We start from the raw sequence: 12,184 nt of genomic DNA, 5'->3' as shown, positions 1-12,184 counted from the left end.
AACCGGGTAGATTTTCTACCTGGTTTTATTTTTTTAAAAAAAGCTTTTAATATTTATAGATTAAGGGTAAAATTAAAACATAACACTAAAAGGAGGTCCAATATGGATAAAGAAAAAATGAAGGACTATAATGAGACTGAAGGAAGCTGCAACTGCGGACAGGAGCATGTACATGATGAAGGGTGCAGCTGTGGCTGTGAAGATCATGAACCGATAATGGTGGATTTGGAAGATGAAGATGGAAATGTAGTTCAGTGTGAAGTTGTGGATGGATTTGTATATAAGGAAAATGAATATGCCATAGTTGAAAATTCTAAAAACGGCAGTGTATACTTATTTAAAGTTGTTGGAGAAGGAGATACAGGAGAACTTGTAATTCCAGATGACAAAGAATTTGATGAAGTGTCGGAATACTATGCATCCTTAAGTGAATAAAAATCATTAATTGAATAAAATGTGGAGATAAATCTGGAGTTTGTATGAATTTATCTCCATTTTATGTATATTAACTATTTCCACTGGAGTACTTTTATTCCCTTTGTGTCTTTATGTCTGAAATTTATGAGATATGGATTTCCCACAAGCTTTAACAGGGGAAGATCTGAAAGGGAATCCGAAAACATATAGGAATTTTCAAAATCCACTTCTATATTGTGTGCCTGAAGGTAATTTTTAAGTCTGCGAACTTTTTCGTCACCTTTACAATTTTTTCCCACTATTTTGTTTGAATATCTTCCATTGGATTTTAAAAATTTTGTTCCTATTATCTTGTCAACTTCTTTTATATTATACAATGTATTTAAATAGAATTCTGCCGAAGCAGAAATCAGATAAATTTTAAACCCTCTTGATTTCAATTTGCGCATTTCAGAAATAGCATCTTCATAAAATATTTTGCTGAGCCTTTTATTATAGAATTCATTTACAAGTGAATTCATTTCTTTCTCATCGATTCCATTTATAAAGCCTATGAAGATTTCTTTGGTTCTTTTTGTATTCATAAACCCTGTTATAAATAAAATTGAGGATATTAATGATATAGGAACATGTAGTATTAAAATAGGATGCTTTTTTATCATGAACAGATAGAATTCCAGAAGTGTCTCCCTTTTAGTTATAGTAAAATCTACGTCAAATATTGCAAACCTTTCCAAAATAAATCTCCACCTCAATTATGTATTGTTAATAGCCTTGAGCATAACTCTAAGGCACTCATTTCTCTAGCCCGATAAGGGCTATTTTTTTCTATCACTAAAATTTATATCATAGGATTTCCTCAACTTTTGTCGAATTTTTAAAATATCACATAATAAAAACACTAAAAGGAGGAAATCTCTATGTACCAACGTCAAGAAATCTTTAATATAATTGAGCTTTTCACTTCACAAAACACAATAAACTTCTACACAGATATTTTTGAAAATATTAATTTATCTTCATTACCCGATAGGGTTCCTTCCAAATACGGACCTGTCGGTTTCTCAAGACACGCTCTTTTCAGAGCTTTTATAGTCATGAAATGTGAGAAGTTTGCTCAAATTACTGATCTTAAAGATTTTTTAGAAAATAATTTAATCATTGCACAACTTTGTGGCTTTGACATTCTTAAACCACTTCCTTCATACAGGACCTTTCAAAGGTTCATAAAGAATATCGAAAACTCTTGTTTGAAAGAAATTATGAAACATCAGGTAAATACTCTCAAGAAACTTGGCTTTATAGACAACAACTTTATATCTGTTGATACAACTCCAGTTAAAGCAAACACTAAACTTAATAACCCTAAATGCTTCGCATCAAACAAATTTTCAAAGAAGAATAATCCAAAGTCTGATAAAGATTGTAAACTTGGAGTACATACTGCAAATAATTCCATGAACGTTAAAATCAATGATAACTCCAATAAATCAAGTAAGAAATATGAATTTTACTGGGGTTATAAAAACCACGTTATCTGTGATGCAATATCCGGACTCCCTATAGATGAATATACAAGTACTGCTGATATCAATGAAATTTCTACCTTGACTAAATTTCTTTCAGGTACAAATAGCTGGTTTTCACTTAATGGAAGTTATGTTGTCGCAGATAAAGGCTATGATTCAAAGTTAAATCATAATTTTATAAAAAACAACTTGAAAGGTCTTGCCTTTATTGCCATTAACAAAAGAGGGAAAAAAAATCCTAAATTAACTTCCACTGGCAACATTATTTGTCAAGGCGGTCTAGCCATGCATAAAGATGGACGACAGTATTTTGATTCATACATCAAGCAAAAATTTTGCTGCCCATTTAAAAAATCTAAAGATGATTCACTGTGTCCCTGCAAACATGAAAAATATTTCAATGGCAGGAAAAACAGAGGATGTATCCGTTATATCAGCAAAGGTACTGACTACAGGGCTTCAATTAATCATGAGTCTAAATTTTTTAAAACCATCTACAGCCTGAGGACAGAATCTGAAAGATATAATTCCAGATGGAAAAAGCTTAATAACGAAAGAGCTTATGTCAGAAATATAAATTCTGTATCAAACTTAAATACTGTAGGACATATATGCCTTCTGACAACTGCGATAGCAGCTATAAAATCTGGTAACTCTGATAAAACCAGATCCCTATCGGGATTAAAAAGAATAGCTTAATTTAAAACCTATTATTTTTTAGCATCAACTTTTACCCTAGGGATACTCTGCCAATTTTTATATTGTAATTAATTGTAAAGTATATTTTTCATAAAAAGCTGTAATTTTTATTCTTCAATCAATAATATTTCCTTTTTCTTGTATTTAATTTTTTAGTTATGTTCATGTCTATATTGTTAATCGTTAACTGTATTGTGTTAATTATAACATAAAATTTTGATTATGTGGAAATTATAGCGGTGATAATGATAGAATATAATAGGATGAATATGCAAATGTCTTTATGACAAAATAATGCAGAGGTGATATTGTTGGAAAATAACTGTAAGTTTTTTTTGCTGAATGATAAAATTAAGGATTGTAAGGAATTTAAGGATATATATGTGACAGAAGGTAAATCATTATATGAGGTAATACGTATTGTAGATGGTAAACCTCTATTTTTAAAAAAGCATCTTCATCGCTTGGAAAATTCCGCTAGGGTATCTGATTTAAAATTATGGATTTCCATGGAAGATATAAAGGAAAGAATACTTAAGCTTATAAATGTAAATAATTGTATTCGGGGAAATATGAAGCTCGTATTTAATTATAATTATGAGAATAATTTTCTGCTGTATTTTATCAAATATTATTATCCTAGTATAGAAGAATATAAAACGGGAGTGGATACAATTTTATTTTTTGGAGAAAGAGAGAATCCAAATGCAAAAATTATCAACCTGGACTTTAGAAAACAGATAGACATTCGAATAAAAGAGAGAGGTGTATTTGAGGCTATACTTGTGGATAGAAATGGAAATATAACAGAGGGAAGCAGATCAAATGTGTTTTTTGTAAAAGACAGGAAATTGATAACTGCTCCGCTGGAACAGGTTTTGCCCGGTACTACAAGACAGGTCGTAATGGAAGTATCCATTAAGATGGGAATTGATACAATAGAAAAAAAAGTAAGCTACAAAGATATAGATAAATTTGATGCTGTTTTTATATCAGGAACCTCTCCAAAAGTGCTTCCTGTAAAATCAATAGATGACTTAAAATTTTCTTCTTCGGAAAATAGAATTGTTGCTCAGATAATGAGGGCATATGATAAACAGGTACATGATGATATAAAAAGTTTTAAATTATGATATTTATAGGGGAGAGAAAATTATGAAAAAGGTATTTCATGGGAGTTCACTGGAAAATTGTATTAACGATGCACTCAGCCAATTGAATATAAAAAAGGAAGAGCTAAAGTATACAGTTCTGGAAAACAAAAGGGGCTTTTTTAAGAAAAAGGTAATAATAGAAGTGGAAATTGATGAGGCAATTGCTAACTCAAAATCATCCGAAGATATGTCTGAAACAACAAGTGAAAATAATGGAACTGTAAAAGTTGAAGGTGGAAATATAATTGTAAAGGATCCTAAAGATGGTGGGAGTCCTGCAGTTATAAGAAAAGGGGAAAATATGACACTCGTTGTGGACGGAACTGAAATAAAAAATCAGGCAGAGGTATTTGTCGGAAATAAAATAGAAGTGGTTTTTGAAGAAAATGAACCTCAAAGACAGCTTAATATATATACATCAGATGATAAAATGGAGGCATATGCGGAAGTCATCTACAGTCCAAGGATTATATATGGCTTGAAGGATGAAAAGGAGAGAGAAAAGCTTACACTTCATTCGAATATAGTACAGAAAACAGATCCGCCAAAATATACGCAAAAGGATGTAAAGGAAGAACTTTCAAAAAATAATATAATTTATGGTATAATAGAAGAAAATTTAAAAGAGGTTATAGAAGGCGGAAACAAAAGGATAGTAATAGCACAGGGGAAAAAAGCCGTAGATGGTGAAGATGACTATATAGAAACTAAATTTGAGGTATCTTCATCTTTCAAAGAGGACAAGGTTGGAAATGTAGATTTCAAAAGCATAGGTCTTGTGAATGCCATGAAGAAGGGTGAAGTTGTAGCTGTATGTCACAGCGGAAAGAAAGGCGAAAATGGATCGGATATTACAGGAAAGACAATAAAGTGTAAAAATGGGAATAAGATCAGTATAAAAGCTGGTGCGGGATGTAGTATGAAGGATGATTGTACTGTGGTGGCCGCAATTGATGGCAAACCTTCCAGAAAGGGAAATGTTTTTTATGTATATCAAGTTCATGAGCTGAATAATGACGTGGATTTGAAAACGGGAAATATATGCTTTATGGGAGATATAACTGTTCACGGAAGCATAAAGGAAGGTATGGGAATAGAATGTGGCAACAATCTTGTCATAGACAAGGATGTGGAGAGATCCGTTTTGAGTGCAAGAGGAAATATAGTTGTAAGAGGCAGTATAGTCGCTTCAAAGATATGCGGCGGTGGTGAAGATGTAAAGAAGATAAAGTCTTTGGAGCATTTGAAAGATTTCAGCAATAATATGAGAGATCTTGTAACTGCTGTTAATGAGATAAAGATGTACAATTTATTTGGTCAGGAAAAAAAAGATGGTGAAATTATAAAAATACTTTTGGAGAACAAATTCAAGAATGTAGTGAGATTATGCATAAACTTGATTTCAGATTTGAATTTCCAATCAGAGTCCGAAAATCACGAGGAAGATGATCTTGTAAGACTTATAAGGTCAAAGCTTATGGGAATTGCACCTGTAAATATAGAAAGCTGTACGGAATTAAATGAAATAGCGGATTGTGCAGATTCAAAAATAGAAGAATTAAAAAATACACTTAAACTGCCGGTAAAGGTAGTCATAGCATATTGCCAGGATTCCAGCATAGAGAGTTCCGGTGATGTAATTATAACAAGCAGAGGTGAATACATTTCCAATATTACTGCCAATGGCTCAATTGAATTCCTTAAGGAAAGGTCAGTCGCAAGAGGAGGCTATTTAAAGGCAAAAAATGAAATAAAGTGTAGAATTGTAGGGAGCGTGGCAGGAGTTACAACTAGGATTGAAGTTGAAGATCAAGGAAATATATGGGCTGATATCGCTTATCATAATACCGTCTTTAAGGTAGGTGTAAGGGAGCTTGTTTTGGATTCCCCAAGTAAAAATGTACATGCCTACCTTAAAGATGGGAATATAGTAGTAGATAAATTTGTACTATAAATTTTATTTATACAATGAGGAGGTTTATAAAATGGATGAAAAAGAATTAAAAGTATTAATATTTAGCATAAATGGAGAATTCTATGCTACAGATATAATGGAAGTGGAGAGAATATTGGGTTATGAAGAAACTACTAAAATCCCTGATTCACCGGATTTTGTAGAAGGAGTCATAAATTACTCCGGAAATATACTTCCTGTTGTATCGCTGACAAAAAAATTTGGATTGGAAGATAGTGAAAACAAAAAGGATTCCAAGATTATTGTAACCAAGCAGGATGAAAATAAAATAGGTATTGTGGTGGACGTTGTTTCAGAAGTAAGAGATATAGATCCATCAACTATAGAAGTCCCTCCTGACATTGTATCGGGTATATCCAAAAGATATGTAAAGGGGCTTATAAAAATAGATGAAAGAATAATAATATTTTTGAATTTTTCAACGATATTAACTGAGGAAGAAAAGCAGCTCATACAATAATAATTGGAAGGTGCAAATATTATGGGTATAAAAGAGATAAAAGTTGGAATTGCAGATATGAATACTGCATCTTCTCCTGATGTGATTATGACTATCGGTCTAGGCTCATGCATAGGAATAGCTATGTATGACAGGGCTAAGTCCATAGGCGGGTTGGCACATATAATGCTCCCGGATAGCACGCAATTCAGCGCTGTAAAAAATCCTATGAAATTTGCAGATTTGGCTATTCCAATGCTCATAGAAAAATTGGAGAAACTGGGTGTGAAAAAGAGGAATCTAGAGGCCAAAATAGCAGGAGGAGCCTCAATGTTTAATTTTTCTGACAAGAGTATGGTAATGGATATAGGCAATAGAAATGGAAAATCGGTGAAAGTTGCTCTGGAAAAGTACTCTATTCCTATACTGGCAGAGGACCTTGGTGGAAATAAAGGCAGGACAATGATATTTGATACTTCCAGTGGAATTGTAAAAATACGTACTGTAGGATTGGGTATCAGGGAATTGTAATATATATTTTATATTAGTGGAGTGATAGTGACTTGAAAAAGATAAAAGTTTTAGTGGTAGATGATTCAGCGTTAATGAGAAGAATTATTTCAGATATGATAGGTGAAGAATCCGACATGGAAACTATAGGGACAGCAAGAAATGGAGAAGATCTACTGGATAAATTATCCAAGAAATATTCCGGAGTAAATATGCCGGATATAATAACACTGGATGTAGAAATGCCAAAAATGGATGGTATAACTGCATTGAAGGAAATGCACAGGAGAAATATAAATATACCTACAATAGTGCTCAGCAGTATTTCAAAAGAGGGAACAAAACTCACCATGGAATGTCTTGATGCAGGTGCTCTGGATTTTCTTCCGAAACCTTCTGGAAACATTTCTCTTGATATAGATAAAGTCAAGGATGAGTTAATTAAAAGGATAAAATTGTCCTACCATATATCTTCAGATGCTTCACAAAATCAGTCTGATTTAAAAATTCAAAATATAAAAGAAAAGAAAAGTATATCTAGCAACACAGCAAATAGTTATAAATCTGAGGTAAAGAGAAACATAGAAGCTATTGTAATTGGTGCTTCCACAGGAGGACCAAAAGCACTCTACTCTGTTATAACAAAACTTCCGAAAAATCTTGGAATACCTACATTTGTAGTGCAGCACATGCCGGTAGGATTTACAAAGGCATTTTCAGAGAGACTGGACTCAAATTCATATCAAAAAGTGGTGGAGGCTTCAGATAACATTAATATAATACCGGATACCATATATATAGCGCCAGGTGGATTTCATATGGAGATAGGGCAGGACAGAAAAATACACCTGAATAAAGAACCTGCCATATGGGGTGTAAGACCTGCGGTGGATAAACTTTTTATATCAGCTTCAAAGGTATACGGAAAGAATTTAATAAGCGTAGTTCTGACCGGTATGGGAAAGGATGGAGCAGAAGGAACTTCTGTAATAAAAGATAATGGAGGAATAACCATATCTGAAGATGAGTCAACCTGTATCATTTATGGAATGCCAAAAGCAGCTTATTCTACAGGAAAAGTTGATATGGTTTTGAAGCTGAATGAAATAGCTGACAAACTGGTAAAATTAGTATCAATTAGGAGGCAGACTTTATGATTATGGATATGGAGTATTTCAAGCAATGGGTTTTAAGGGAGTTTGGTATAAATTTGTCAGCTTATAAGCCCAATCAGCTGCACAGGAGAATAAACAGTCTTATGTCCAGGGTGGGAGCGGAAAGTATAGAAGAGTACATAAATTTATTGAAGAAGGATGAGCCGCAGAGGCAGCGATTTTTGGATTTTATTACTATAAATGTATCGGAATTTTTTAGAAATCCCGAGATATTTGAAGAATTGAAATCTAAATTAAAAAATGAACTTATAAAAAACAATAACTCCATAAAGATATGGAGTGCAGCCTGTTCAATAGGTGCAGAACCCTATTCTGTGGCCATATATCTAAAAGAATTGTCTCCACGGACGAGACATACCATAATTGCCACTGATATAGATAATACAATAATTTCAAAGGCAAAAAGAGGAGAATATCTTCAGCAGGAAGTAAAAAATGTTAAAAAAGAATATTTAGATAAATATTTTATAAAAAATGACGATAAATATATCATAAAAGACAGTATAAAAAATATGGTCGTTTTTAGAAAACATGACCTTATACTGGATAGATATGAAAAGGACTTTGATCTCATAATATGTAGGAATGTAGTAATATATTTTAATCAGGATATAAAGGATAAAATTTATGAAAAATTTAGTCAATCTTTAAAAAAAGGAGGATTATTATTTGTCGGAGCCACTGAAAGCATATATAATTATAAAGAATATGGTTTCGAAAAGGCCTCTACCTTTATATATAGGAAGCTATAAGGAGGGAATCAAATGGACACATCGCAGTACATGTCTATGTTTCTGGAGGAAGGAATGGATAATTTGCAGACTTTGAATGAGTCACTCCTTCAACTTGAACAGGAACCTGACAACATAGATAAGGTAAATGAAATTTTTAGGGTTGCGCATACTATAAAGGGAATGGCTGCCACTATGGGATTCAACAAGATGGCAGAGCTCACACATAAGATGGAAGATGTATTGTCTGAATTTAGAGAAGGTGAACTCAAGGTAACTCAAAATGTAGTTACGACTTTGTTTAAATGCCTTGATACCCTCGAGCAGATGTTGAAGAACATAGAAGACGGAATTGATGATGAGACTCCAATTGAGGGAATTATGGAAGAACTTGAAAAGATAGCTGATGGCAGCCGGACAGATGCAGGTCAAGTTTCTGAAAAAGCTGCTGACCAGAAGTCAGTTAAGGAGAAGGAAGTACCTAAAGGCGAGGGACATACTCCAATAGTAAAATTGAACGAGTATGATATAAATGTTATAAAACAGGCGAAGGACAAGGGATATGATGCCTACCAGATAAGAGTAAAATTGAGTGAAAATACCCTCCTGAAGGCTGCAAGAGCATTTCTCATATTCAAGAGCCTGGAAGAAGTTGGGGAAATAATAAAATCAGTTCCCGGTACAGAGGATCTGGAAAATGAAAATTTTGACCTGGAGATAGATATAGTAATATTGTCTACAAAGACACTAGATGAGATAAATAAAATTCTTGTGGGAATATCAGAAGTAGAGAGTGTGGAAGTTCAGAGTGTAGATATAGAAGCCGAGAAGGAAAACAAAATAAAAGAGGAAAGTAAAAAAGCTTCTCCGCCAAAAACTGTAAAGCCAAAACCTGCTGATGCGGGAAAGCCTAAAAGTCAAAAACCTCACAAAAGAGTTCATCAGTCGGTGAGAGTCGATCTTGAAAGACTCGATAAATTCATGAACATGGTATCTGAACTTGTAATACACAGGACAAGGCTTGAACAGATAAGCAGTAACTATAAATCCGTAGAATTGAATGAAACACTTGAGCAGGTTGCCAGAACTACATCTGATCTGCAGGATTTGGTCATGAAAATAAGAATGCTGCCGCTTGACACCGTATTTAGCAGATTCCCGAGACTCATAAGGGATCTTTCCGTGGAACTTGACAAGGAAATGGAGCTAGTAATACAGGGAGCCGATACAGAGCTTGACAGAACTGTAATAGATGAAATAGGGGAACCTCTCATACATCTTATAAGAAATGCAGCTGACCACGGAATTGAATCCAAGGAAGAAAGACTTAAATCAGGAAAGAATCCTGTGGGACAGGTAAGGCTTATTGCATATCAGGAAGGAACCCAGGCAGTTATAAAAGTTGAAGATGATGGAGCAGGTATAAATGTTGAAAAGGTAAGGGAAAAAGCTGAAAGTATAGGTATAAACACCAATGGAATGTCAGAAAATGACATCAGGAATCTCATATTCATGCAGGGATTCAGCACAAACAAGGAAGTAACCGACATATCTGGAAGAGGAGTCGGTATGGATGTTGTAAAGAACAAAATATCTTCCTTAAATGGTACGGTCGATCTTATAAGTGAAGAAGGAAAAGGTTCCTCCTTTATAATAAGGCTCCCACTTACATTACAGATAATACAGGCACTTCTTGTAAAGGTTGGAGATGAAACCATGGCAATTTCTCTGGGATATGTAGACAGAGTTATAGACTACAGTGATGATCTCATAAAGATGTCCAATAATAGGGAAATCATAATTTACAATGAAAATGTAATACCTTTTATAAGATTGAATGGAAGATTGGGATTGAAAAAATCAAAGGAAAGCAAAAATTATATAGTAATAGTAAAAGTTGGTGAGAGAACGGCGGGACTTATGGTGGATTCACTTTTCGGACAAAAAGAGATAGTTATAAAGCCGCTTGGCAAGACACTTAAATCCATGAAGGAATATATTGGAGCTACAATACTTGGTGATGGGCTTGTAACACTTATATTGGATGTTGCAGCTCTTGTTTAGGGAGGGTATAATTGTATGAGCTATGATAATCTTACCCCGCTGCAGATAGATGCTTTAAGAGAAGTAGGAAATATAGGAACAGGAAATGCTGCCACAGCACTTTCGCAATTATTGAACAAAAAAGTGGATATGACAGTGCCATCTATAAATATAGTACCTTTTAACAACATATTTAAAAATGTAGCTGAAGATGAGCCTGTTGTGGGTACACTGGTTAGAATCCTCGGCGACACTCCGGGAAATATACTGTTTATATTTGAAAAGAAAACAGCTCTTAATATGATATACAAGCTAACCGGAGAAAAAAATGAGGAACTCACAGAAATAGGAAATTCTGCCATATGTGAAATAGGAAACATAATATCAAGTTCATACATGAATGCAATAGCCAAATTCACGGGACTTTTCATAACACCTTCTGTTCCAGCGGTTACCTATGATATGTTGGGGGCAATACTGTCCACCACTTTTATAGAAGCAGGACAATTTGAAGAGCATGTTCTTGATATAGAAACTCTATTTATAGAAGATAATTCAGAGATAAATGGACATTTTTATTATATACCTATGCCGGGTTCACTTGAAAAGATACTTGGAAGCCTGGGAATAGGATGATAATATATTAGTTAAGTAGTAAATAATTTTGGAGGGAAAAAAATGGCAAAAGTATTAATTGTAGATGACGCAGCTTTTATGAGGATGATGATTAAAGATATACTGGAGAAAAACGGCTTTGAGATTGTAGGAGAGGCAAACAATGGCATTAAAGCTGTAGAACTCTTTAAAAAAGAATCACCGGATGTGGTTACAATGGATATAACCATGCCGGATATGGATGGAATTGAAGCCGTAAAGGAAATAAAGAAAATGGATCCGAAGGCAAAAATCATAATGTGTTCTGCCATGGGTCAGCAGACCATGGTCATGGATGCTATAAAAGCAGGAGCGAGAGATTTTATAGTAAAGCCATTTCAACCTGATAGGGTGCTTGAAGCAATAAACAAGGTACTTGGTTGATGGCACTTGATTCATGAATTTGAAAGTACGATGCTGTATGTGGAGGTATAGTATATGCAAGTAGTTATATTTAAATTGAACAACGAGCAGTTTGCCGTAGAAACTTCAAAAGTTCAGAGCATAAATGATTCTATGAAAATAACAAAAGTGCCAAGGGCACCTGCCCATATAAAAGGAATAATAAATTTGAGGGGAAATGTTATATCCATTCTGGACATAAATCTTCTAATGGATGTTCCCAAACAGGAAAACAGTAAAGAAAGTGAAGAAAGTATAATAATACTTGAAATGGAAGAAGAATTGGTCGGCATAGTTGTGGATCAGGTAGATGAAGTGTTGGATTTAGAAGAAAGTATGATTGAAAAAGTAGCTGATGAAAATAAAAAGGCATACATAGATGGAATCATAAATTTTAAAGACAGAGTAGTTACACTAATTAATATTGACAAGCTTTTTTCAAATTAGAATTTCACA

Annotated in this window: 13 protein-coding genes; 12 read left to right on the top strand and 1 reads right to left on the bottom strand. The window is 33.9% G+C overall.

The window, feature by feature from the left end; translation table 11 throughout:
• Positions 1 to 102: 102 nt before the first annotated feature.
• The gene (locus ACSVC9_RS09550) at positions 103 to 435 is read left to right on the top strand and encodes a DUF1292 domain-containing protein (RefSeq protein ID WP_446897262.1); all 333 of its coding nucleotides are present in this window, start codon (positions 103 to 105) and stop codon (positions 433 to 435) included.
• A 74-nt stretch (positions 436 to 509) separates the two neighbouring features.
• On the opposite strand, the gene ACSVC9_RS09545 is transcribed toward ACSVC9_RS09550, so the two are convergent.
• Positions 510 to 1,154, bottom strand: coding sequence for an HAD-IB family hydrolase (locus ACSVC9_RS09545; RefSeq protein WP_446897261.1), 645 nt, complete (start codon positions 1,152 to 1,154; stop codon positions 510 to 512).
• A 183-nt stretch (positions 1,155 to 1,337) separates the two neighbouring features.
• On the opposite strand from ACSVC9_RS09545, the gene ACSVC9_RS09540 reads away from it, so the two are divergent.
• From ACSVC9_RS09540 to ACSVC9_RS09490, 11 genes are all read left to right on the top strand, one after another.
• Positions 1,338 to 2,645 (top strand): transposase, encoded by a 1,308-nt coding sequence (locus ACSVC9_RS09540; RefSeq protein WP_446897050.1) that lies wholly within the window; start codon positions 1,338 to 1,340, stop codon positions 2,643 to 2,645.
• Positions 2,646 to 2,956: 311 nt separating this feature from the next.
• Positions 2,957 to 3,778 (top strand): aminotransferase class IV, encoded by an 822-nt coding sequence (locus ACSVC9_RS09535; RefSeq protein ID WP_446897260.1) that lies wholly within the window; start codon positions 2,957 to 2,959, stop codon positions 3,776 to 3,778.
• Between the two features lie 22 nt (positions 3,779 to 3,800).
• Positions 3,801 to 5,753, top strand: a complete 1,953-nt coding sequence (locus ACSVC9_RS09530; RefSeq protein WP_446897259.1) for a flagellar assembly protein A — start codon at positions 3,801 to 3,803, stop codon at positions 5,751 to 5,753.
• 31 nt (positions 5,754 to 5,784) lie between these two features.
• Positions 5,785 to 6,234 (top strand): chemotaxis protein CheW, encoded by a 450-nt coding sequence (locus ACSVC9_RS09525; protein ID WP_446897258.1) that lies wholly within the window; start codon positions 5,785 to 5,787, stop codon positions 6,232 to 6,234.
• A gap of 21 nt (positions 6,235 to 6,255) precedes the next feature.
• Positions 6,256 to 6,744 (top strand): chemotaxis protein CheD, encoded by a 489-nt coding sequence (locus ACSVC9_RS09520; RefSeq protein ID WP_446897257.1) that lies wholly within the window; start codon positions 6,256 to 6,258, stop codon positions 6,742 to 6,744.
• 32 nt (positions 6,745 to 6,776) lie between these two features.
• The gene (locus tag ACSVC9_RS09515) at positions 6,777 to 7,880 is read left to right on the top strand and encodes a protein-glutamate methylesterase/protein-glutamine glutaminase (RefSeq protein WP_446897256.1); all 1,104 of its coding nucleotides are present in this window, start codon (positions 6,777 to 6,779) and stop codon (positions 7,878 to 7,880) included.
• 2 nt (positions 7,881 to 7,882) lie between these two features.
• A complete protein-coding gene (locus ACSVC9_RS09510; protein WP_446899837.1) occupies positions 7,883 to 8,650 on the top strand; it encodes a CheR family methyltransferase in 768 nt (255 codons plus the stop codon).
• A gap of 12 nt (positions 8,651 to 8,662) precedes the next feature.
• Positions 8,663 to 10,693, top strand: a complete 2,031-nt coding sequence (locus ACSVC9_RS09505) for a chemotaxis protein CheW (protein ID WP_446897255.1) — start codon at positions 8,663 to 8,665, stop codon at positions 10,691 to 10,693.
• A 15-nt stretch (positions 10,694 to 10,708) separates the two neighbouring features.
• Positions 10,709 to 11,308, top strand: coding sequence for a chemotaxis protein CheC (locus ACSVC9_RS09500; RefSeq protein WP_446897254.1), 600 nt, complete (start codon positions 10,709 to 10,711; stop codon positions 11,306 to 11,308).
• 42 nt (positions 11,309 to 11,350) lie between these two features.
• Positions 11,351 to 11,710 carry a response regulator gene (locus ACSVC9_RS09495; RefSeq protein ID WP_446897253.1) on the top strand — a complete coding sequence of 120 codons (360 nt, stop codon included), beginning with the start codon at positions 11,351 to 11,353 and terminating at the stop codon, positions 11,708 to 11,710.
• A 54-nt stretch (positions 11,711 to 11,764) separates the two neighbouring features.
• Positions 11,765 to 12,175, top strand: coding sequence for a chemotaxis protein CheW (locus ACSVC9_RS09490; protein ID WP_446897252.1), 411 nt, complete (start codon positions 11,765 to 11,767; stop codon positions 12,173 to 12,175).
• Positions 12,176 to 12,184: the final 9 nt, after the last annotated feature.

It is taken from the genome of Clostridium sp. LBM24168 (assembly GCF_052953915.1).
This window is presented reverse-complemented; position numbering and strand designations above follow the sequence as displayed.

What these genes read in the sequence shown, in the direction of transcription:
- ACSVC9_RS09490 (WP_446897252.1), top strand. Translation starts at nt 11,765, where the DNA reads ATGCAAGTAGTTATATTTAAATTGAACAACGAGCAGTTTGCCGTAGAA.
- ACSVC9_RS09520 (WP_446897257.1), top strand. Translation starts at nt 6,256, where the DNA reads ATGGGTATAAAAGAGATAAAAGTTGGAATTGCAGATATGAATACTGCA.
- ACSVC9_RS09510 (WP_446899837.1), top strand. Translation starts at nt 7,883, where the DNA reads ATGGATATGGAGTATTTCAAGCAATGGGTTTTAAGGGAGTTTGGTATA.
- ACSVC9_RS09530 (WP_446897259.1), top strand. Translation starts at nt 3,801, where the DNA reads ATGAAAAAGGTATTTCATGGGAGTTCACTGGAAAATTGTATTAACGAT.
- ACSVC9_RS09525 (WP_446897258.1), top strand. Translation starts at nt 5,785, where the DNA reads ATGGATGAAAAAGAATTAAAAGTATTAATATTTAGCATAAATGGAGAA.
- ACSVC9_RS09500 (WP_446897254.1), top strand. Translation starts at nt 10,709, where the DNA reads ATGAGCTATGATAATCTTACCCCGCTGCAGATAGATGCTTTAAGAGAA.
- ACSVC9_RS09550 (WP_446897262.1), top strand. Translation starts at nt 103, where the DNA reads ATGGATAAAGAAAAAATGAAGGACTATAATGAGACTGAAGGAAGCTGC.
- ACSVC9_RS09505 (WP_446897255.1), top strand. Translation starts at nt 8,663, where the DNA reads ATGGACACATCGCAGTACATGTCTATGTTTCTGGAGGAAGGAATGGAT.
- ACSVC9_RS09495 (WP_446897253.1), top strand. Translation starts at nt 11,351, where the DNA reads ATGGCAAAAGTATTAATTGTAGATGACGCAGCTTTTATGAGGATGATG.
- ACSVC9_RS09540 (WP_446897050.1), top strand. Translation starts at nt 1,338, where the DNA reads ATGTACCAACGTCAAGAAATCTTTAATATAATTGAGCTTTTCACTTCA.